This window comes from Capnocytophaga sputigena (genome assembly GCF_900446695.1).
GTDB classification, from domain to species: Bacteria; Bacteroidota; Bacteroidia; order Flavobacteriales; family Flavobacteriaceae; genus Capnocytophaga; species Capnocytophaga sputigena.
Genome location: NZ_UAVP01000003.1, coordinates 401,909 through 423,880, shown reverse-complemented (window position 1 = coordinate 423,880; position 21,972 = coordinate 401,909). Strand labels below are relative to the sequence as shown.

The 21,972-nt window shown below is 40.4% G+C and carries 23 protein-coding genes and 4 tRNA genes; 17 read left to right on the top strand and 10 right to left on the bottom strand.

Annotated elements, in window-relative coordinates; genetic code table 11:
- Window position 1 precedes the first annotated feature (1 nt).
- Window positions 2–1,222, top strand: a complete 1,221-nt coding sequence (locus DR017_RS02270; protein WP_002682119.1) for an aminotransferase class V-fold PLP-dependent enzyme — start codon at window positions 2–4, stop codon at window positions 1,220–1,222.
- Between the two features lie 71 nt (window positions 1,223–1,293).
- Window positions 1,294–3,141, top strand: coding sequence for a DNA topoisomerase IV subunit B (locus tag DR017_RS02265; RefSeq protein ID WP_040361975.1), 1,848 nt, complete (start codon window positions 1,294–1,296; stop codon window positions 3,139–3,141).
- 129 nt (window positions 3,142–3,270) lie between these two features.
- On the opposite strand, the gene DR017_RS02260 is transcribed toward DR017_RS02265, so the two are convergent.
- From DR017_RS02260 to DR017_RS02245, 4 genes are all read right to left on the bottom strand, one after another.
- Window positions 3,271–3,354, bottom strand: a tRNA-Leu gene (locus DR017_RS02260).
- 11 nt (window positions 3,355–3,365) lie between these two features.
- Window positions 3,366–3,438: transfer RNA gene (locus tag DR017_RS02255), tRNA-Lys, on the bottom strand.
- A 37-nt stretch (window positions 3,439–3,475) separates the two neighbouring features.
- Window positions 3,476–3,548, bottom strand: a tRNA-Lys gene (locus DR017_RS02250).
- Window positions 3,549–3,580: 32 nt separating this feature from the next.
- Window positions 3,581–3,653 (bottom strand) — tRNA-Lys (locus DR017_RS02245).
- Window positions 3,654–3,788: 135 nt separating this feature from the next.
- Between DR017_RS02245 and DR017_RS02240 the strand changes: the two genes are divergently transcribed.
- Window positions 3,789–4,313: a shikimate kinase gene (locus tag DR017_RS02240; RefSeq protein ID WP_040362019.1), complete on the top strand. Its 525-nt coding sequence runs from the start codon at window positions 3,789–3,791 to the stop codon at window positions 4,311–4,313.
- On the opposite strand, the gene DR017_RS02235 is transcribed toward DR017_RS02240, so the two are convergent.
- The 4 genes from DR017_RS02235 to DR017_RS02220 all read right to left on the bottom strand — a co-directional run bounded on the left by DR017_RS02235 (window position 4,285) and on the right by DR017_RS02220 (window position 8,904).
- Entirely contained in the window at window positions 4,285–5,043 is a 759-nt protein-coding gene (locus DR017_RS02235; protein ID WP_002682229.1) for an SH3 domain-containing protein, read from the bottom strand. The genes DR017_RS02240 and DR017_RS02235 overlap by 29 nt on opposite strands.
- 12 nt (window positions 5,044–5,055) lie before the next feature.
- Window positions 5,056–6,813, bottom strand: a complete 1,758-nt coding sequence (locus DR017_RS02230; RefSeq protein ID WP_002682232.1) for a BatD family protein — start codon at window positions 6,811–6,813, stop codon at window positions 5,056–5,058.
- A gap of 45 nt (window positions 6,814–6,858) precedes the next feature.
- On the bottom strand, window positions 6,859–7,773 hold the full coding sequence (locus DR017_RS02225; RefSeq protein WP_002682231.1) for a tetratricopeptide repeat protein: 915 nt from the start codon (window positions 7,771–7,773) through the stop codon (window positions 6,859–6,861).
- Window positions 7,774–7,866: 93 nt separating this feature from the next.
- On the bottom strand, window positions 7,867–8,904 hold the full coding sequence (locus DR017_RS02220) for a vWA domain-containing protein (RefSeq protein WP_002682236.1): 1,038 nt from the start codon (window positions 8,902–8,904) through the stop codon (window positions 7,867–7,869).
- 384 nt (window positions 8,905–9,288) lie between these two features.
- Between DR017_RS02220 and carB the strand changes: the two genes are divergently transcribed.
- Window positions 9,289–12,141, top strand: a complete 2,853-nt coding sequence (gene carB / locus DR017_RS02215) for a carbamoyl-phosphate synthase large subunit (protein ID WP_002682234.1) — start codon at window positions 9,289–9,291, stop codon at window positions 12,139–12,141.
- Between the two features lie 346 nt (window positions 12,142–12,487).
- On the opposite strand, the gene DR017_RS02210 is transcribed toward carB, so the two are convergent.
- Together DR017_RS02210 and DR017_RS02200 are read right to left on the bottom strand one after the other, a co-directional pair.
- On the bottom strand, window positions 12,488–12,724 hold the full coding sequence (locus DR017_RS02210; protein WP_002681588.1) for a hypothetical protein: 237 nt from the start codon (window positions 12,722–12,724) through the stop codon (window positions 12,488–12,490).
- Between the two features lie 684 nt (window positions 12,725–13,408).
- Window positions 13,409–14,260: a S24 family peptidase gene (locus DR017_RS02200; RefSeq protein WP_040361815.1), complete on the bottom strand. Its 852-nt coding sequence runs from the start codon at window positions 14,258–14,260 to the stop codon at window positions 13,409–13,411.
- A gap of 62 nt (window positions 14,261–14,322) precedes the next feature.
- Here DR017_RS02200 and DR017_RS02195 point away from each other — a divergent pair, with 62 nt between their 5' ends.
- The 13 genes from DR017_RS02195 (at window position 14,323) to DR017_RS02140 (ending at window position 21,953) form a co-directional block, all read left to right on the top strand.
- Window positions 14,323–14,529 carry a hypothetical protein gene (locus DR017_RS02195; RefSeq protein WP_040361794.1) on the top strand — a complete coding sequence of 69 codons (207 nt, stop codon included), beginning with the start codon at window positions 14,323–14,325 and terminating at the stop codon, window positions 14,527–14,529.
- Window positions 14,530–14,532: 3 nt separating this feature from the next.
- The gene (locus tag DR017_RS02190; protein ID WP_002681586.1) at window positions 14,533–14,718 is read left to right on the top strand and encodes a hypothetical protein; all 186 of its coding nucleotides are present in this window, start codon (window positions 14,533–14,535) and stop codon (window positions 14,716–14,718) included.
- A gap of 27 nt (window positions 14,719–14,745) precedes the next feature.
- Window positions 14,746–14,880, top strand: coding sequence for a hypothetical protein (locus DR017_RS14240; protein ID WP_002681610.1), 135 nt, complete (start codon window positions 14,746–14,748; stop codon window positions 14,878–14,880).
- A 129-nt stretch (window positions 14,881–15,009) separates the two neighbouring features.
- Window positions 15,010–17,055 (top strand): hypothetical protein, encoded by a 2,046-nt coding sequence (locus tag DR017_RS02185; protein WP_002681606.1) that lies wholly within the window; start codon window positions 15,010–15,012, stop codon window positions 17,053–17,055.
- Window positions 17,052–17,942 carry an AAA family ATPase gene (locus DR017_RS02180; protein WP_002681574.1) on the top strand — a complete coding sequence of 297 codons (891 nt, stop codon included), beginning with the start codon at window positions 17,052–17,054 and terminating at the stop codon, window positions 17,940–17,942. The genes DR017_RS02185 and DR017_RS02180 overlap by 4 nt, the downstream gene beginning before the upstream one ends.
- Complete coding sequence (locus DR017_RS02175) at window positions 17,932–18,597, top strand: AAA family ATPase (protein ID WP_002681591.1); 666 nt, start codon at window positions 17,932–17,934, stop codon at window positions 18,595–18,597. Before DR017_RS02180 ends, DR017_RS02175 begins: the two co-directional genes overlap by 11 nt.
- A gap of 5 nt (window positions 18,598–18,602) precedes the next feature.
- Window positions 18,603–18,983 carry a hypothetical protein gene (locus DR017_RS02170; protein WP_002681573.1) on the top strand — a complete coding sequence of 127 codons (381 nt, stop codon included), beginning with the start codon at window positions 18,603–18,605 and terminating at the stop codon, window positions 18,981–18,983.
- Window positions 18,984–19,016: 33 nt separating this feature from the next.
- On the top strand, window positions 19,017–19,205 hold the full coding sequence (locus tag DR017_RS02165; protein WP_002681618.1) for a hypothetical protein: 189 nt from the start codon (window positions 19,017–19,019) through the stop codon (window positions 19,203–19,205).
- Between the two features lie 8 nt (window positions 19,206–19,213).
- On the top strand, window positions 19,214–19,501 hold the full coding sequence (locus tag DR017_RS02160) for a hypothetical protein (protein WP_002681625.1): 288 nt from the start codon (window positions 19,214–19,216) through the stop codon (window positions 19,499–19,501).
- Window positions 19,502–19,520: 19 nt separating this feature from the next.
- A complete protein-coding gene (locus DR017_RS02155) occupies window positions 19,521–20,219 on the top strand; it encodes a DUF3164 family protein (RefSeq protein ID WP_002681634.1) in 699 nt (232 codons plus the stop codon).
- A gap of 134 nt (window positions 20,220–20,353) precedes the next feature.
- Window positions 20,354–20,785, top strand: coding sequence for a hypothetical protein (locus DR017_RS02150; protein WP_002681630.1), 432 nt, complete (start codon window positions 20,354–20,356; stop codon window positions 20,783–20,785).
- A gap of 222 nt (window positions 20,786–21,007) precedes the next feature.
- Entirely contained in the window at window positions 21,008–21,337 is a 330-nt protein-coding gene (locus tag DR017_RS02145) for a hypothetical protein (protein WP_002689407.1), read from the top strand.
- Window positions 21,338–21,356: 19 nt separating this feature from the next.
- Window positions 21,357–21,953, top strand: a complete 597-nt coding sequence (locus DR017_RS02140) for a hypothetical protein (protein WP_002681621.1) — start codon at window positions 21,357–21,359, stop codon at window positions 21,951–21,953.
- Window positions 21,954–21,972 lie beyond the last annotated feature (19 nt).

Sequence of the window (21,972 nt, the reverse complement as noted above, 5' to 3'; positions counted from 1 at the left end):
AATGAAAACCATCTCTGAAATACGCGCAGATTTTCCTATACTCAACCGCACAATCCACAATCGCCCGCTCATCTATTTTGATAACGGAGCGACCTCTCAAACGCCTACCTCTGTGATTGAGGCGATAGTACATTACTATACATACCAAAACGCGAATATCCATCGTGGAGTACACACTCTTAGTCAAGAGGCTACCGATGCTTATGAGCAGGCACGACAAAAACTACAACGCCATTTTAATGCTCATAAATCTTCCGAAATTATTTTTACAGCAGGCACAACTTACGGCATCAACTTGGTTGCCAATGGCTATGCTGCTCTTATGAAAGAGGGTGATGAGCTGATTATTTCAGCCTCAGAACACCATAGCAATATAGTGCCTTGGCAGTTGGCTTGTGAGCGAAGTGGGGCTACCCTAAAGGTAATCCCAATGAATGAGCAGGGTATTTGGGATATGCAAGTCTATAGCAAACTGCTCAATGAACGTACACGAGTGGTATGTGTACAACACGTATCAAATGCGTTGGGCAATATACATCCTATAGCCGAAATTATAGCTCAAGCACACCGTGTAGGGGCTGTTGTATTGGTAGATGGAGCGCAAGCAGCTCCACATCTTCAACCCGATGTGCAAGCCCTTGATGTAGATTTCTATGCTGTATCGGCTCATAAAATGTATGGACCTACGGGGGTAGGCGTACTCTATGGCAAAGAAGAATTATTGTTGCAATTGCCTCCTTATCAGGGAGGAGGGGAGATGATTAAACAAGTGCAATTTGAAAAGAGCACTTATGCTGATTTGCCTTATAAATTTGAAGCGGGTACGCCCAACATTTGTGGTGGTATTGCCTTTGGTGCTGCTATTGATTATATACATTCCTTAGGTATAGAAGCTATAGCGGATCACGAACATCAATTGTTAGCTTATGCCATTGAAAAACTACAAACAATAGAAGGTATTATCCTCTATGGCAACCCCGATTTAACACAACGCACAGCTGTTATATCTTTCAACTTACAAGGGGTACACCCTTATGATGTAGGGGTGATTCTCGACCAATTAGGGATAGCAGTACGCACCGGTCACCATTGCGCACAACCTATTATGGATTTTTATCAAATCCCAGGTACAGTGCGTGTGAGCTTTGCTGTCTACAACACTTTTGAAGAGATAGATACTTTCGTAGCAGCCTTAAAAAAAGCTCAGAGGATGCTCAGCTAATTTATGAATCGACTAATTGACTAATTGACAAATTATTACTACCTTTGCCCCCTCAAACACCTAAAATCATTATGGAAGAAGTAAGATATGACGAGGATAGCATTCGCTCTCTCGACCCCTTAGAACACGTACGTTTACGCCCTGGTATGTACATCGGAAAGCTGGGAGATGGCTCTTCAGCCGATGATGGTATCTATGTGCTCCTCAAAGAAGTAATAGATAATAGCATCGACGAGTTTATAATGGGTGCGGGTAAAACTATCGACGTGAAAATCAACGATAATAAAGTGGAAGTACGCGATTATGGTCGTGGTATCCCCTTAGGGAAAGTCGTAGATGTAGTTTCTAAAATGAATACGGGTGGTAAATACGACTCTCGTGCGTTTAAGAAATCTATCGGACTCAATGGGGTGGGTACTAAAGCAGTGAATGCTCTTTCAGCTTACTTCAAGGTAGAATCGGTGCGTGATAATCAATCTAAATCAGCATCTTTTGAAAGAGGTATCTTAAAAGAAGAATCTCCTATAGAAGAAACTACCAAAAGACGCGGAACAGGAATCGTTTTCATTCCTGATGATACCATCTTCAAAAACTTTAAATTTCGCAATGAGTATGTGGTGCGTATGCTTAAAAACTACGTATACCTCAACCCAGGACTCACAATCAACTACAACGGCGAAAAGTTCTATTCTGAAAATGGACTTCGTGACCTTTTAGCTGAAAATAACAACGAAGAAGATTTTCTATACCCTATCATTCACCTCAAAGGTGAGGATATAGAGGTAGCTATTTCGCATAGCAAAACCCAGTACAGTGAAGAGTACTACTCATTTGTAAACGGACAAAACACTACACAAGGAGGTACGCACCTCAACGCTTTTAAAGAGGCTTATGTGAAAACCATTCGCGATTTCTATAAAAAGAATTTCGACCCTTCGGATGTACGTAAATCTATCATCGCAGGGCTTTCTATCAAAGTGATGGAACCTGTGTTCGAGAGTCAAACGAAAACCAAATTAGGTTCTACCGAGATGGGCGAAGGAATGCCTACAGTGCGTACTTATATCAACGATTTCATAAGCCGAAATTTAGATGATTTCTTGCATAAAAACAATGAAATTGCCGATGCTATCTTGCGCAAAATTATGCAAGCGCAACGGGAACGCGAAGAATTGGCAGGCATTCGCAAATTAGCTAAAGACAGAGCTAAAAAGGCAAACTTGCACAATCGCAAACTCCGCGATTGCCGTGTGCACCTTACTGATACCAAAGATGAACGCGCTCTTCAAAGTACTTTGTTCATCACCGAGGGGGATTCAGCTTCGGGGTCTATCACCAAGTCGCGTGATGTAACTACCCAAGCTGTTTTTTCACTGCGCGGTAAGCCTCTCAATACTTATGGAATGACTAAGAAAATAGTGTATGAAAATGAGGAATTCAACCTTTTGCAAGCAGCTCTAAACATCGAAGATTCTATGGACGACCTCCGTTATAACAATATCGTAGTCGCCACCGATGCCGATGTAGATGGTATGCACATCCGCTTGCTGCTCATCACTTTCTTTTTGCAATTCTTCCCCGAAATCATCAAAGAGGGACACCTATATATATTGCAAACACCTTTATTCCGTGTGCGCAATAAGCAACAGAAAATATATTGCTATAGCGAAGAAGAAAAACAAGCCGCTATAGAAAAACTCAAAGGGAAACCTGAAATTACGCGATTTAAAGGGTTAGGTGAAATTTCTCCTGATGAGTTTAAAGATTTCATAGGTGAAGATATCCGTTTAGACCCAGTGATGATGGATAAATCTATCCATACTGAGCAGCTTTTAGAGTTCTATATGGGTAAAAACACTCCTGATCGCCAAGAGTTTATAATCAACAACCTAAAAATAGAAATTGATAATTTTGAGTAAGATATGTTATACACTTTGTCAAAGCTCTTGGGCTTTGACAAAGTGTGATATTACAAATCAAGACAATAAAAAAGAGACTATTCAAAATTTTGAATAGTCTCTTTTTTATATAAATCCTTATCCCCAAAGTGCCTACGACTGGATTCGAACCAGCACGCCCTAACGAGCACCACCCCCTCAAGATGGCAAGTCTACCAATTTCTCCACGTAGGCTAATATATTTGTGACCTGGCTGGGGCTCGAACCCAGGACCCCAACATTAAAAGTGTTGTGCTCTACCAACTGAGCTACCAAGTCCCTTAAAAAAATAAAAAAACAAATTGTATAACCCTTGTGACCTGGCTGGGGCTCGAACCCAGGACCCCAACATTAAAAGTGTTGTGCTCTACCAACTGAGCTACCAAGTCCTATAAAAAATAACAATAATTGTATAACCCTGTGACCCGGCAGGGGATCGAACCCTGGACCCCAACATTAAGAGTGTCGTGCTCTACCAGCTGAGCTACCGAGTCATTATGACAATCAGTATTTTCTTGTTTGCGGGTGCAAAGATATAACATTTTTTTTACGTAGCAAGAAAAAAAGTATTATTTTTGCATTTTATTTTTAAAGTATTTTTCAAAACCTTACAATCCAATAAATTACAGATGAAAATAATTTTACTCGGTTATATGGGAAGTGGTAAATCTACGCTTGGAAAAGCCTTAGCAGTTGCTAAAAATGTACCTTTTGTAGATCTTGATACTTATATTGCTACTGCCGAAAAAATGAGTGTGCAAGATATTTTTGCTACTAAAGGAGAAATATATTTCCGCAAAAAAGAAACCTTCTATTTGCAAGAACTCCTGCAAAAAGAAGGTGATTGTATACTTTCATTAGGGGGAGGTACCCCTTGTTTTGGCAATAATATGCAATTGATAAAAGCTGAAGGTAATATATCTATTTACTTAAGATACCTTCCTAAAACCTTAGCAAAACGTTTGGCTAAATCCACCTCTCGACCTTTGCTAAAGGAACTAAAAAAGGAGGATTTAGAAGATTTTATTCGCAAGCATCTCTTTGAGCGCAATGCGTTTTATACTCAAGCTACTCATAGTCTCGCAATGGATGAATTGACTAAAGAGGAAAGTTTGCAGCAAATACTTACAATACTTTCAAACTACTCACTTTAGTCCAACCAGTTTTTCCATTAGCTAAACGTATTTTTACCCAATCGTTCTTCTTTTCGGTAATCTCTACTTTGGTGCCTTCGTGTAGTTGTAGCACCTCACTGCTATAGGCATTAGCTTCCGAGAATACTCGTACCGTTTTGTCAAATAAGATAGCGTACTTCTCACCATCTACTTGTTTTTTGTGAAAGTTTGCAATAAAATAGGTGCCTACTGCTATTGCTACTGATACGAACATTAGAGTGAAAAAGAGTCGTTTGAGAGAGCTTTTTTCTAAAAAATAGTAGCAAAGAAAACTTAATACAAAGGCGATGACACCTATTATAGAGAGTATTGCCCACGTCTGTAAGCTAAATAGTCCTGTAACAGCATCAGAGAACTGGCGTAACCACGTTTTGGGCAGGGGTACAATCGCATCTACTTTCATTTGGTTTGCCAATAATAGTCCGTCTTTAGCCTGCTGATTATCGGGGTTGAGCTGTAGGGCTTTCTCATAATAATAAATGCTCTCTGGTACGTGATTTAGCTTGTAGTGAGCATTTGCTAAATTGTAGTACAAAGCAGACGATTCTTTTCCGTGTGCTAATATGGCTTTGTATTGCTCAATAGCGTTTGTATATTCACCTTGCTGATAATACTGAGCACCTTTTTCAAACAGATTGATATAGTTGTCTTGTGAAAAAAGTTGCACAGAAACTAACAGAAGGATATAGATAAAAATATTATTTTTCATTTTGTTTAGCGATTACTTGTTTTTCACTTGTTTGTCGAGTGCTGAAATCACTTCTACAGCATCTCCAAAATCTTTTTCCATAGAAGCATCGGTGTGGTGTTGTGAATATCGTGCCATTTCACAATTAGCGAGTAATGCCATAAATTGTGTTACAGTAGCCTCATTAGCCTTTTGGTTGAGCAATAATTCAGTGATTTTATCTTTGCTCATTTCGGCAGTTTCAATCTTCAATTTAGCTTTTAAATAATTGTGTAAAGCGCGTTCTAAGGCTTCGTAGAACGTGTTTTTATCACCTAATTTGCGTTTAGCTTCGCCTAAATATTTCTTTGCTAATCTGTTCGCTGCCCTTACTTTATTTCCTTCTACATCACTAGCTCTTTGCATTCTGATATGCCACCAAATAAGAGCTATCGGGATGAGCAATAATGGCAAGAACAACCACAAATAGTAGCTGGTAGAACCGAAGAATACAGGAGTGTGTATATCTTGGAAGTCGGCATTCATTTGCAAACCACCTAAAGTTTTAGGAGCGGTAGTCGGTTCGTTGGCTGTAGTGTCACTATCAGCGGTAGGACCTTCAGTTACATCTATCCATAAATCATTTGTTTTTACAGTTTCATACTTTTGTGTTTTAGGATTAAAGTACGAAAAAGAGAGTCCAGAGATAGGATATTTACCTTTGTACTCAGGTACAATAGTGTAGGTTTGCTCTAATCGACCTTTCATCCCGCTATTGAGTGAGGGGAGCACATCGTCTTTTTGTTCAGGTGCATAGACTTCTAATGACGATGGGAAATTAGGTTTAGGCAAATCAAATAATTTGAAATTTCCGTTACCTGATATTTCTATTTTTAGCTGGGTACTTTCATTAGCTTTAAGGGTAGGTTGGGAGAGGTTTACTGCAAATGAAAAATCGCCTACAGCCCCAGAGAAGTTATCAGGTTTACCTTGCTCAGGTAATGGTTTTACATTGATTACTGCACTCCCTGAAGAAACTTTTCGTTCCATACTTTCGTATACGAGACCGCCAAAGAAATCGCGTTGTCCTGTAGGAGCAGTGAGTAACACGTTCAAATTCAATGGTTCTAAGGTGATGCTACCCGTTTTTTGGGGATAGAGTATCATTTTGCGTCTCATCACTACAGTGCGATACACCTGACCTTTATAGGTACGTTCCTCTACTTGGTAGTCGTTCGCTCTAATCTCTTGACTCCAAAACTCAGGATATTTAGGGGTGTTCAATTCTTGGAAGTTATTCACCGCAATACCTCTACCTACATACAAGCGATAAGTAACAATTACTGCCTCGTTTAGGTAAGGATTAGGATTGGATATTTCAGTTAAGAGGAATAAGCCTTCACGAGCATAATCATTGCTATTCTTCTCCATTGTAGGAGTTTTTACAGCATCGGTAACAGTAATAGTAATAGGATTTGTGCGGTAAGTCCTACCGTCAATCTCTATACTTGCTTGCCCAATAATAAAGTTACCTTTGGTTTTAGGTTCTAAGATATAAACATAGGTTTTGGAGAAACTGCTTACTCCATTAATCCACGATTTAGAAATCGCTTGAGAGGGGCCCATTACCACTGTAAATCCGTGAAAATTAGGTGGTGTGAAGTTATCCCCATCTTTATTCATAGAGAACTCTATACGCAAGCGTTCATTAGCCCCTAATTGATTTTTACTCACTTCGGCTTTAAACTCTACTTGTTGTGCATAGAGACTTTGGATTAAGAAAGTTATAAAGAATATAATTTTGTATTTCATTTTTTATTATTATTTGTTAAAAAGGTGAATTGTTATTCACTTCTATTACCAATCTTTCTCAGATTTAGCACGCTGACCTTTTACTTTTTGAGCATTGATTTTCTCTTGAGTTTTGCGTTCTTCATTGTTCATTGCCTCTAAGATGCGCTCCATTTGTTGTGGAGAAAGAGATGAAGGACGCTGTTGTCTACCTTGCCCTTGTCCGTTTTGGTCTTTATCTTGTTGATTGTTTTGATTAGGGTCTTTTTGATCGTTACCCTTATCCTTATTTTTATCTTGCTTGTTATCGCCTTGATCTTTGTTGTCCTTGTTATCTTGGTTGTTCTGGTTATTTTTATTATTTTGGTTTTGGTTATTCTGATTTTGTTGATTTTGCTGATTGTTTTGGTTTTGTTGATTTTGCTGATTGTTTTGGTTTTGTTGATTTTGTTGATTGTTCTGATTTTGCTGGTTATTTTTATCTTTATCGTTCTTGTTGTCTTGTGGAGGTGGAGGATTTTGTTTGAGCATTTCTTTGGCTACAGCCAAATTGTAACGAGTTTCCTCGTCTTTAGGGTTATGGCGAAGAGCTTCTTTATAAGTAAGAACAGCCTTTTCGTATTCTTTTTTCTTCATAAAGGCATTACCCAAATTGTGGAACGCTCTATGTTTTTCGTCTTCACTGATTTTATCGGAAGCAGAAGCGTTTTTGAGTCGCAAGAAAGCCTCGTCATAGCTTTTTTGTTGGTAGTACATTGTGCCGAGGTTATATTGGGCAGTGGCATTGTTTTTATCTTCGGCTATTGCCTTGCGATATTCCACTTCGGCTTGTGTAGGTTTATCACTTTTGAGAGCAGTATTGCCTTCATAAGTGTATTTTTTAGAGTTAGCCATTGCTTTTTGAGCTTCTTTCTCTGCTTTAGTTTGAGCAAAAACAGAGAGAGATAGTAAGGATAATGATATATATAGAATGTTTTTCATAGTAGAAAATATCTCTTTGAGAACCTCCCCCTAGCCCCTCCAAAGGGGGAACTAGTGTTGGTCATCATACACGGATTTTTTTATTCTTATTTATTACTTTTCTTTTTCATTAAAAAGATTTAATTTCTTTACCCATTGCGTTTTGCGTTCAAAAATGGTGAGATCTAATAGGAGTAATAGCAAAGCTCCTCCTAAAAACCACTGAAATTGATCTTTGAAATCTACGAATTTTTGAGTGTCAAACTGACTCTTTTCTGTCCCTTCTAATACCTTATTAATTTGACTTACTGTTTTTTGAGTATTGTCGCCGTTGAGGTATTCACCCCCTGCATTACTAGCTATCTGTTGCAAGAGTTCACTATTAAGTTTAGTGATAACTACCTCACCATTACTGTCGCGTTTGTAAGTCTGTCCACCTCCTTCTTTTATAGGAATAGGTGCTCCTTTTTCAGTACCAATACCTATAGTGTAAATATGCACCCCTTTTTCTTGTGCTTCCGAAGCAATTTCAGTAGCTCCCATTTCGTGATCTTCACCATCGCTGAGGATAAAGAGCAGGCGAGCTGTAGGGGTTTTGTCATCGAAATAATTGCTTGCCATACGTATTGCCTCTTGAATAGCTGTACCTTGCGAGGAAAGCATATCGGTATTCATACCTTGGAGAAACATTTTTGCCGCCGAATGGTCGGTTGTGAGTGCTAATTGAGGGTAAGCACTCGCTGCATAAGCCACGATACCCACGCGGTCGCCTTTTAGCTGACTAATAGTCTCAAAAGCAATGCGTTTCGCTTTTTCTAAACGGTTAGGAGCTACATCTTCAGCAAGCATACTTTTAGAGACATCTATAGCAAAAACGATATCTACCCCTTCGCGTTTCACGGTCTCAATTTTAGTACCTATTTTAGGATTAGCTAAAGCGATACTCAATAGTATAAATACCACAGCTAAAACACTCCACTTTACCCATAGTTTGAACCGAGAGCGATTAGGAACCAAACGCTTAAGGGCTGCAGGAGAGGCAAATTGCTTTTGTAACCTGCGTTTGCGAAGCATTGAAAAAGCAAAAATGATGAATAGCGGAATGAGTATTGCTATGAGCCAAAAATATATTTTTTCGTCGATGTGAACCATAGTTAATTAGTAAATAAGCCAATTTGGCAAATTGTTGATTTGGCAATGAGTAGATTGTGATAATCAAATATTGCGCCAAACGCTGCAAAGATAGTAATAATTTCTTAATTTAGACATTAGTTATTAGTTGCTAACGACTAACCCCTAAAAACAAACAACTATTTTTTGTTATTTTTAAAATAATTAGTACCTTTGCCCCCGTTATTCAACGATATTAAATGAGCACACTAAAGAATATTAAACCACAAGCACTCCCTAGTGTCCCTTTACGCAGTACTCTCAAGAGATGCGCTGGAATATTCTTTTTTATAATACAATAGCTATGTTTTTCTTTTGAAAAATGTAGCTATTTTTTTATGATAAACACAGCAATATCTATATAAAATGCCTAAAAGAAACGACCTACATTGTGTTCTGCTCATCGGATCAGGACCTATTATCATCGGACAAGCCTGTGAGTTTGACTACTCAGGCTCGCAATCGTTGCGCTCTTTACGCGAAGATGGTATCAAAACCATACTTATTAACTCTAACCCCGCTACGATTATGACAGACCCCTCTATGGCGGATGTGGTCTATCTGAAACCTCTCACCACTAAATCATTAGTGGAAATTCTAAAAGCTCACCCCGAAATAGATGCGGTACTCCCTACTATGGGCGGACAAACAGCGCTTAACCTCTGTATTGAGGCTGATGAAAAAGGTATCTGGAAAGATTTTGGGGTGGAAATCATAGGGGTAGATATCGATGCGATACAAATCACTGAAGACCGCGAGAAGTTCCGCGTGTTGCTCGATGAAATCGGTATCCCTATGGCACCGTCTGAAACGGCTACTTCTTTCCTCAAAGGGAAAGAAATCGCGCAACGCTTTGGTTTTCCACTTGTAATACGTCCGTCCTTTACTTTGGGCGGTACAGGCGCTTCTATCGTCTATAAAAAAGAGGATTTTGATATGCTTCTCAATCGCGGTTTGGAAGCCTCGCCTATACACGAGGTGCTTATCGATAAGGCGCTTTTAGGCTGGAAGGAGTATGAGCTTGAACTTTTGCGCGACAAGAACGACAATGTGGCAATTATCTGTACCATTGAAAATATGGACCCTATGGGTATCCACACGGGGGATTCTATTACCGTAGCCCCTGCGATGACTCTATCTGACCGCACTTTCCAACGTATGCGCGATATGGCGATCAAGATGATGCGCAGTATAGGCGATTTTGCCGGTGGTTGCAATGTGCAGTTTGCGGTATCGCCTGATGAAAAAGAAGATATTATCGCTATTGAAATCAACCCACGTGTATCGCGTTCTTCGGCTTTGGCTTCTAAGGCTACAGGTTATCCTATTGCTAAGATTGCCACCAAACTGGCTATCGGTTACCATTTAGACGAATTGCAAAACCAAATCACCAAATCTACTTCAGCTTTCTTCGAGCCTACGTTAGATTATGTGATTGTGAAAATACCGCGTTGGAACTTCGATAAGTTCGAAGGATCAGATCGCACTATTGGCTTGCAAATGAAGTCGGTAGGCGAAGTAATGGGTATAGGGCGTTCTTTCCAAGAAGCATTACAAAAAGCAACCCAATCGCTCGAAATCAAACGCAATGGTTTAGGAGCTGATGGCAAAGGCTATAAAAATTACGAACAGATTATTGAGAAACTCACCTACCCGAGTTGGGATAGGGTATTCGTGATATACGATGCAATACAGATGGGTATTCCGCTCAGCCGTATCCACGAAATTACGAAGATAGATATGTGGTTTCTCAAACAATATGAAGAACTCTGTGCGCTCGAAAAAGAAATATCTCGCTACAAAATAGATACCCTACCTAAAGAACTCCTTTTTGAAGCCAAACAAAAAGGCTTTGCCGACCGACAAATAGCTTATATGGTAGGCTGCTGGGAGAGCGAGGTGCATAAAAAACGCGAAGAGCTGAACATACGTCGTGTATTCAAATTGGTAGATACTTGTGCAGCTGAGTTTAAGGCGCAAACTCCTTATTATTATTCTACTTTCGAGGCGCCTATCCGTACCGCTGACGGCAAGGAATATGTAGCTAACGACAGCGTAGTAACCGAACGCAAAAAGGTGGTAGTACTCGGTTCAGGTCCTAACCGCATAGGGCAAGGTATTGAGTTTGACTACTGTTGTGTGCACGGGGTATTAGCGGCTAAAGAATGTGGTTATGAAACCATAATGATAAACTGCAACCCTGAGACTGTTTCCACAGACTTTGATACAGCAGATAAACTGTATTTTGAACCTGTATTCTGGGAGTACATCTATGATATTATCCAGCACGAAAAACCAGAAGGGGTAATTGTACAGCTCGGCGGACAAACAGCACTCAAATTGGCTGAGAAATTGGATAAATATGGCATTAAAATTATAGGTACTAGCTTCCAGTCGCTTGACTTAGCAGAAGATAGAGGTAGTTTTTCAACCCTGCTGAAAGAGAATAACATTCCTTATCCGCGTTTTGGGGTAGCCGAAACAGCCGATGAGGCACTAAAACTCTCTGATGAATTGGACTTCCCGCTATTGGTACGTCCTTCGTATGTATTGGGCGGACAGGGTATGAAGATTGTGATTAACAAAGAAGAATTAGAAGCTCACGTGGTAGACCTCTTGCGCAAGATACCTAACAACAAGCTCCTGCTTGACCACTATTTAGACGGCGCCATAGAAGCTGAAGCTGATGCGATATGCGACGGGGAGAATGTGTATATCATTGGTATTATGGAACATATAGAGCCTTGCGGTATCCATTCAGGCGATAGTAATGCTACCTTGCCACCATTCAACTTGGGTGAGTTTGTGTTGCAACAAATAAAAGATCATACTCATAAAATAGCCTTGGCACTCAATACGGTAGGGCTTATCAATGTGCAGTTTGCCGTAAAAGATGATGTTGTGTATATCATTGAGGCAAACCCACGTGCCTCTCGTACGGTACCGTTTATCTCTAAAGCTTACCAAGAGCCGTATGTGAACTACGCTACTAAGGTAATGATGGGCGAGAAAAAGCTCACTGATTTCCATTTCAATCCGCACTTAGAGGGCTTTGCTATCAAGCAACCAGTGTTCTCGTTCAACAAATTCCCGAATGTAGATAAGAAGCTAGGACCTGAAATGAAATCTACCGGTGAAAGCATTTTGTTTATAGATAGCCTTAAAGATGATGCTTTCTACGAGATTTATACGAGGAGGAAGATGTATCTTTCAAAATAAAAACTAAAAGGGCAAGCGTGGGCTTGCCTTTTTGGTTTTGTAAAAATTTATGTATATATTTTTGTGGTTAAAATATTCTTTCTTACTTTTGTACTCGAAAAAAACATTTTTCAAAATGGAAGAAATAGCTGTCATATATAGGCAGTAATATGAAACATACTAAACTAACAAAAGCAAAAAAGCCCCAAAAGCCTATATAAAATAAGGGGTTACAACAAAAAACGCCCCAAAAAGCAGGAAAATGAAATGTACAAAAAACTGCATTTAATTACCATTTAATTACCGAGTAATTGCCCGATAACTACCATTTAAATAGAAGTAATTACCATTGGCGGGTATATATACCCTAATAATTACCAAAACCCCAACAAATACGCCCATTTAGGGCGTTTTTTTGTGCCTTATAGTTACCGCTAAAGCTACCTCCAGAAGGGCAGAAAATAGCCCCAAAAGGTACCCACCCACCCAAGCCTAAAAATACCCTCTTTTTAGTATTAGGGGTGCAGTTAGGGGTGCAGTTAGGGGTGCAGTTTTTGGCTATTTTTAGGGTAGTGGAGTAGGTTATACCCTCTTTTTTGTGCAACCAATAGGCTTTTTTATTGAATGGAGGGGGGTGTATTATAGTGCTTTTTATAGTTTATTTTCATATAAAATGCTGATTATTAGTATTTTATTTTAAAAATATATAAAAAGGGTATAGTTTCTCCTGCACTTTCTACCCCCTTTGCTACTATATAACTACCTTCCCTTTACTATTGCCAGTTTAGAATAAAAGTCTTACCTTTGTACCAAAATAAATAAGTATATTATGGGTGGAGGACTTAAAGAAACTGCTGTGCTTGTACTTATAAGCATAATTTTGTGTTTGTCATTAGCTATGACAATATTTGCCTATATAAGGGGAAATATAGCCTATATAGGTACTTTAGTAGGCGTTGTAGGCTTTACAATACTACTGATTATGGGCTTAAAAGAGCGTTACGAGAAGTAATAACATTTGCATAGCCATACCTAAGAGGCTTAAATACAAACCTAAAACAGAAAGCCTCTTATATCTTCTTTCTTTTTCGTGCATTGGGGTATTTTGTTTCTCCAATGCTTCTCGTTGGTATAAGTATATTCTACCACTCTTTGGTGTCATTGGGCTAATGCCATAACGAAAAATAAGAACAAGCCCTACCATATTTATAATAGGGCAATAATGTTTAATACTGTTATCATAAAAGTTGTTTTTTTTATTATTTATACTCCTTTTCTCCCCTATATATTAGGTATGTTCGGGTAATAGTTGTGTCTCCAAGTTTTTCACCTTATCCTGCAATTCCGATACGTTCACTTCAAGTTCTGCAATTTTCTGATAGTTGGTAACTGGGTCTAAGAACTCAAAAGATATATGAGCTTGACACTCCCATATTTCCCTTATATCCTCTACTCTTACAGTAATATGTTTGTAATCTCTATTATCAGACTTACAATAAAGGAACCCTTTTTCCCTTGCCCTATTTGTTACCCTCTTTACGATTATCCCATCACATTCTGTGACAACTACACATACCCTATTATCACTCAACCACTCCCAATTTTCAACAAATTTACCTATTACGTAACTACCGTCCTGTAAGGTGGGGTACATAGAAAAACCGCTCACTTGAAACATACGATATGTACCATTTCGCATATCTGGGACACTGTATGTAGGTAGCTCCTCAATATAATTGCTATCATCATAGCCCTTAAGATAGCCCGCTTGGGCTTTTATGGACACTAATGGAATACGGTCATTATCTCTATCATCTACTACAACTACTTTAGGCATTAAACTACGCCCCTCTACCTTTATAGGCTCAATAATTTCCACACGAGGTGTTTTTATTACTTCTGTAGCCCTCTCACCTTTAAGCATTTCGCCATTTCCAGTGAGCAACCATTCTGCATTTAATTTAGGATGGTTTGACAAAATTTTGGCGATAACATCACCTCCTACTTCGCTATAAAGAGCGTTTCCTCTAAAATTTGAAGTGGCAACATTCAATTCGCCGAAAAAATTTTTCCTCTCAATCTGTTTATAATCAACATATTGAAGTATTCTTTGTTTAATTGGTGCTAAAATTTTGTCCATAATATTTTGTAGCGATAAAATTTTGACATACCTTTGCGCCAGAATTGGAACAATAAGTAACAATGGACAAAAGTAAGAAAAAAAAGTATAACAAGTACAATGCGAGCGTAATAAATGCATTGATTGAGAAACACGGTTTCTCTGGGCGATACATTCGCCAGTGTGTAAGTGGAGAGCGCACCAGCCTCTCAGCCGATAAAATCAGAAAGGACTACCAGAGTATGGTCGCCCCTTCTGAAAATAAAGTAAAAGAATTTTTAAACGAGTAAGCTATGAAAGTAGGAAACAAAGTAAGAGTATCGCCTTTTATCACCACAGACCCTTACGGTAAAACAGGGCAAGTAGGCGTATTAACGGGGGTATGTACCCGTGGAGATTTAGAGTTAGGCATTGTAACCTTTGCCGATAACAGTGTAGGTATCTACAACGTAGAATGTTTGGAACCCATAAAAGAATAATTTAAAACCTTTTAAACCCTATTTAAAATGAAAGTAAAAACCATTTACCTAATTAATGAGGACTTCCTCATCATCGGCAGAGAGATACGCACTACCTTCTTAGGTATGGTAGTGAAACGCGAAAAAATAGACTATCACAAACCAGTGAAGTACTGCCAATAACATTACATCACGTTTTTTATATTTTGATTTTATTGTTGTTTTTCCCCAAGTCAGTACGACTGTCAGCAACTGCTGGTGAAGCAAAATCACCTTGGGGAGCAAGGCAAAACGCCAAAAAAAAACAAAACTATGTACGCATTCCAAAATAACATATTATCTATCCCCGCACGCCTATTGTATGACGATTGGAAAGTAATGAGCTACAACACCTACAAATCGTACAGTCAGCGTGGTAAGCTCCAAGTTACCCAAGCGGGCAAAGGACAAGGTAATGAAGCGTGGGTAGCCTTTGAGAGCCTCCCCGTAGTGAAAGGTGTGAATGTTAAAGAATTTTGCGTGCGTATGCTCGGCAAGCCCGAGGAGGCTCACATCGTTACCAATGTATTAGAAGAGTATATTGTACCCGATCCCGAAGCCATCAACTTCTTTGCCGAGCATCGCAAACCTAACGGCAAATCACTCCCCCTCCCACAGCAGAGGGAGAAAGCCACCTCCGCTATGATACTGGGTGCCATCGAAACGCTACTTAAAAGCCGTCCGCTCACTGCCAAAGCCTTTGGTAAGCGCAAAACCCAAATATGGCAAAACATCAGCGAAGCGGTGAACGCCCTAAACCCCGAAAAGTGGAGTTTCTCATTACCTAACAACCCACGAAGCCTACAACGCAAATACAACCAATTCCTTACCGAGCGTTACGCTACCTTTATTCACAAGGGCGAGGGCTCCGACAACGCCAAGGTAGTAACCCCTACTATGGAACGCCTCTTTATATCCATCTGCTGTATGCCTAATAAACCTTACATCAGTTCGGTATACGATATTTACAAGCAGTTTCTATACGGCGAAATAGAACTTTTCGACCGCGCTACGGGTGAACTCTTTAATGTAGAAACCGACTTTTGCGATGAGAATGGCAACCTCTTAGAGGTATCTGAAAGCACCGTAAAACTATGGCTTAGCAAAGCCGAAAATCAGCTTATCATAGCCAAAGCCCGCAATGGAGAGTACGATTTTAGTCACAAGTTGCGCCCTCACGTTCACCGCCACGCACCTCTCTACTCAATGAGTAAAATAACCCTTGATGACCGCGATATAATGCACACCAAGCTACCCGACGGCAGCAAAGTAATGGCATACTATGCTTATGATGTGATGAGCACCGCCCTTATAGGTATTGCTCACAGCAAGAAAAAAGACACCGAGCTTTTCTTAGACTGCTTCCGCTCAATGTTTCAGTTTACTACCTCCTACGGCTTGGGTACTCCAATGCAGATAGAAGTAGAACGACACCTAACGGGAGAGTTTGCCGACGGGCTACTGAAAGCCAACAACCTATTTCCGTTTGTGCGGTTCTGTAACCCTACCAACTCACAAGAGAAGTATGCTGAGACAATGATACGAGGTAAAAAATACGGCATTGAGAAAGATAGACACCAAAACGTAGGTCGCCACTATGCCCGCCGTGATAGCAACCGCACCACGCAACAGAAGATATTCGACGAGTTCAACAACAATTACAAAGAAGCCAAAGCCTCTTATGATGATATTGTGGCAATGGAACTCCAAGAGCAAACCCTATACAACAACCAACCCCACCCCGACCAACAACGCTTCCCTGGTAAGACACGTTTGGAGGTATTTTTAGAGAACGTAAACCCTAATTTGCCACAACTCAACCGAGCTCTTTTAGCCCAATACATAGGCAAATGCACCACTACTACCATACGCCGTAGTCAGTATGTAACCGTACAATACCAAAAATACCAACTACCCAACCCACAAGTACTTACCTTATTAGCCCCCAACAACTACCAAGTAGAAGCCTATTACCTGCCTAATAAGGACGGTATTACCGAAGTGTATCTATACCAAAACGGAGCCTTTCTTTGCACTTGTAGCCCTGTGCCTACCTTCAACCGAGCTAATGCCGAATGGACTCAGCACGATGAGCAACAATATGCTGAAGCAATGAGCTATATTACCCAGTTCGACCAAATGGTACGTACCCAATCAGTGCAAAAGCTCAACCGCTTAGGAAGCCTCACCACACCCATACCCACCGCTACCGAAGTAGACTACACACCAGTAGACTACACCGAGACACCCGCACTCAACTATCAAGAGTACAGCAAAACAAAAGTAGAAACCATAAATAAAGCATTATTAGACTTATGATAACCACAGCCCTAAAAGAAAAAATCGTACAAGCAATTGCCGAAAACCGACAAAACTACCGCTATGACACTCACCACGCCAAAAGTCTTGGCATCAATGGTGCCCAGTACAACCGTGTAATGAAAGGTGAACGCGATGGCGTGCTATCCGATGCCAAATGGATAAGCATCGCACGCAAACTACAGGTGCAGCTTCGTGACGAAGCCCCTTGGGTAACCGTAGAGACCGAAACCTTTCAGTACATCTACAGCCAGCTTACCGCCTGCCAAACACGCTCGCTTTCGGCTATCCTATGCGACCGCGCAGGTATAGGCAAAACACACACCGCGAAAGTGTATGTAAGTAAAAACAAAAACGCCGTATATATAGATTGTTCTCAAGTAAAAACCAAACAAAAACTTATACGCAAAATCGCTCAAGAGTTTGGCATTACCTATACTGGACGATACGCCGAAGTATATGAAGATTTGGTGTATTACCTCAAACAGCTTGAAACCCCATTAGTAATATTAGACGAAGCTGGCGACCTCGAATACCACGCCTTTTTGGAACTCAAAAGCCTTTGGAATGCTACCGAATATGTTTGCGGTTGGTATATGATGGGAGCAGACGGTTTGCAAGCTAAAATCGACCGTAATAAGGGTATTAAAAAAGTAGGCTATGCCGAAATATTCGACCGTTACGGCTCCAAATACAGCCGTGTAAGTCCACCCTCTGATAAAGAAGCCATCGAAGCCTTCCTACTTAGCCAAATAGCCCAAGTAAGCCAAGCCAATGGCTCAACTATCAGCCCTGCACAAATGTACGCTAACACCGCAGGAAGCCTCAGGAAAGTACGCACCGAAATTGAAAAGCAACGCCTACAACAACTCAATGATGGAAAATAACGAAAAAACAATCATACCCCGCGCCTATACCTACGAAGATTTAGCGCGCAAAAAGTATAAAACTATCGACCTATCGCCTCAATGGGCAGACCATCTCGGTGAAGTAGAACGCAGTGGCACGCTACTCATCTATGGCGATTCAGGGCACGGCAAAACCACTTACGCCCTTCAACTAATGAAAGAGCTATGCCAAAAAGAAAAGGTACTATACAACTCCTTAGAAGAGTATGGAAGTAAGTCGCTACTTGTGAATTTAGACCGCTACGGGCTAAAACAATATAACAAACGATACAACCTACAAAAAGAAAGTATTGATAAAATGATGCTACGTTTAGACCGTCCACAGCAACCAAAAATAGTATTTATTGACAGTATACAAGAGTGCTTCGATGGAAAACCTGCAAGACTATACAACAAGCTCATCGAAGCATTTCCTAATACCCTCTTTATTGGCATATCACAAACCGACAGTAAGGGGAATCCAAAAGGAGCCGTTGCCAACAAATTCTACTGGCTTAGTCAAAACCGTATTTATGTAAAAGACTTCCGAGCCTACATCGAAAAAACACGTACTGGAGCCAATGAGTTAGAGCCCTATCTCATCTCAGCCGAAAAAGCCCAAGAACGCGAATTTAAACTCTTAAAAACACCCTAACACCTATGAATACAATACCCCAACAAATCACCTATCGCCACGCCCTCGCCCACCAATTAGGGCTCACCTACCTACAGTACGAAAACCTCCGCTATGAGTTCTATATAGATTGGTGTACCCACCTTTTAGCTTGTCCCCCTTCGGGGGTTCGGGGGCTACAACTTAAAACCCTCACCCGCCACGACACACTAATCAACTGGTACGACGACCAATGGTACGAAATAGTTGAGCAAGCCATACACCGACACTACGGGCAAGACATCAGCATCTACACCCCAGAAGAGATGCTTTACCTTATCAGCCTTTATGCCGTCAATATCTTAGACTACTACCCCAGTGTGCTCCTAAAGAAAATAACCGCCCGTACGGCTCGCACCGAACACTAAGCGAACACTAACCGAAGATAAACCGAACACAAGATGAGAATAGAACCTAACGAAATCAGCGACTATGAATATATAAATCGCAAAATGAGAGAGCACGCACAAGAGCTCCTCAAAACCGCCAAAAAACAAAAACGCCCCGTGCGATACCTCCCCCAAGGCATTAGCGGCGATAACGTAACTTGGTGGGCAGACCTCAAAAAATACGGAAAACTAATTAACTAATAACAACTATGAATAGTAGATTTTTAGCATACACCGAAGCCCTATCGCTCGACACTTTCGTACAAATACTCACCTTCGAGCAACGGATGCAAACCTGCCAATACCGCGCAGGTAAAACCGACAAAGTACCCGCCTTAGTCCAAGAGCTACAAGACTGGACAGAGCGAAAACGCTGGCTGCCACCCGCCTTTCGCTATGACCCCGACACCTTAGAACTACAGTGGCAAGACGACAACGAACAATGGCAACCACTAACCGTACACCCCCTATACAAAGCCAAAGTAACAAGATATTAACAAATAACAATTATCAATTATGACAGTAGATTTAAGTAAACTCACAGCCGACGAACTCAAAGCCGAACTACAACGCCGCGAGCAAGCACAAAATGAAAACCGCGAAGCATACAAAGCCCTCGTCAATGAAGCAATTCCGCAAATCATCGGTAAACTGCAAACTTATTCAGAGCAAATGGCAGAGGTGAAATTGCATACTTTTGAAGCCCTTAAAATCTTGTTAGACACCAAAAACGAAGTCTACGAAGTAAAAGGCGACCAACAAAGCCACACCTTCACCGATACCCACGGCAACACCATCACCTACGGATTCCGAGTTATTGACAACTGGGATGACACCGTAAATGCAGGCATTGAAAAAGTAAATCACTTTATTGCTTCACTCGCTAAAGACGACGACAGTGCCAAACTCGTTTCAGTAATCAACCGCCTACTCAAGAAAGACGCCAAAGGAAATTTAAAAGCCTCCAGAGTGTTAGAACTCACCCGTGTAGCCAAAGAGTTCAACAGCCCCGCCTTCACCGATGCTGTAACCATCATAGCCCAAGCCTATCGTCCACAGCGTTCGGCATTCTATATCGAAGCCAACACCCTCGACGAGCAAGGCAAAAAGTGTAACATACCTTTGTCACTCTCATCGGTAGACTTCCCTCCTGGCACCGATATTAAGCACCTCTTCCCAGTACACGAAAAGTACGAAGAGCAAACAACCGCATAACACTACACTTTTAGCCGTCTCGGCGGTTAAAAGATGCTCCTCCGCCCTTAGTAGTCGCTGGCAATAAGAGGACGCTCTTATGAGATCCACTAAGGCGAGGAGCTTTTTAAATAACTTTTAAACACCGTTTTAAAATGAAAAAAGAAACCACAATAAAACCCCACCAAATACGTATCCTCCAAACCCTTTTAGGCAAACGCTTTAAGGACAGAGAAGCCCGCCTACACTTTGTATGTAGCTTTATTGGCAGAGAGCTCCCAAGTACCAAGAACCTAACAGAAGATGAGTTTTTCGCCCTCGCCCAGCACCTTGGTTACCATTTCGAGATGCACGCCTATTTCGATGCCCAAAACAAGCAACACCTAAAGCTATTATCCCTATGCCACGAACTCGGCTGGCGCGACCAAGCGAACCCAAAATATGCAGATATAACACGCCTTGGCAAATGGTTTTGTAGTAGCAAAAACCCCTTCAAAAAGAGCCTCCAGAACCTCACTCCCAGTGAAGTAGGCAAAGTAAATAGCATATTTCAAAAAATGAACGAGCAACGCTATGAAAGAAAGTAAAAAAGGGGTCAGGTGTCAGCTGTCAGCTGTCAGTTCTGCCACGTCCGACACGTCATTTGTCATTTGTCATTCGTCATTAAACACCTGCCCCCACAAGCATACCGAACGCCGAACCCTTGCCCACTACGTTACGGTAGAAGTAACTGCCTTATTCTGCAAGGACTGTGGCAAGCAATTAACAAAAGAAGAGTGGAATGTATAACAATTTAAACACAAAATACAATGGAAATAGACGATTATGATATAAGTTACTCCTCAATCTGCGATAGGATTAATGGAAACCCTCAAGCAGCAAAAAAAGAGCTATTGCGTTTGTGCAATATGAACATAAAAGCAGAAGAAAAAGTTGAAGAGTTAGAAGAGGAACTCAATAAGGCTAAAAGAAATGTGAGGTATTTTAAACAAGGCATATACAACACCTTTCATTACTTCCGCAACCAAATTGGCAAACTACCCTCTTCTGTTATCCTCTGTGAAGGAAAGACGATATACATCATTAAGTACTTCAATGAAGATAACATTACAATAAATGTTGAAAAAGAAAGTTTTTAATTACTAAAACAATTACAATATGAACGACAAAGTAAAAGAAAAAATCACAAAAGTCTATGAACTTGTAAAACGAGGCATAGCAGGAGAACAGCAATCAGCCGAGAAAATGCTAAATAAGTTGCTTAATAAGTACAACATTTCAGAAGACGAACTTAATAGTATAGACGAAAAAAAATACTACTTTAAGTATGCTTCTAACTTGGACGAGTGGTTGCTTATACAACTAATCGAATACTTTTTCAAAGAGAAAAATTATAAAATCTATCGCATTAAAGATAGTGGTGTAAAAGAGATAGCAATACAGATGCCTTACTTAGATTGGGTAACATTAGATAGTGCTTATGGTTATTTCAAACCACATCTAAACCAACAATGGCGCCAACACGGCTTACCTGTAGTGAACCGCTGTCGAACTACTAAAACTAAAAATAAACGCCGTGAGGCAATGCAAGAAACCTTTTTTAGCTTATATATAATTCGTTCAGGTATCTATCATCCAGAACAAAAAAAATCCAAATCTCTTACCGAAGAGGAAATAAAGAGATTATCCATTCTATACGGAGTTGAAGGCGGTAAATACAACCAACAAGTAACCACAGGTCTATATTTAAAATAACCCTTTAAAAACTATTTAA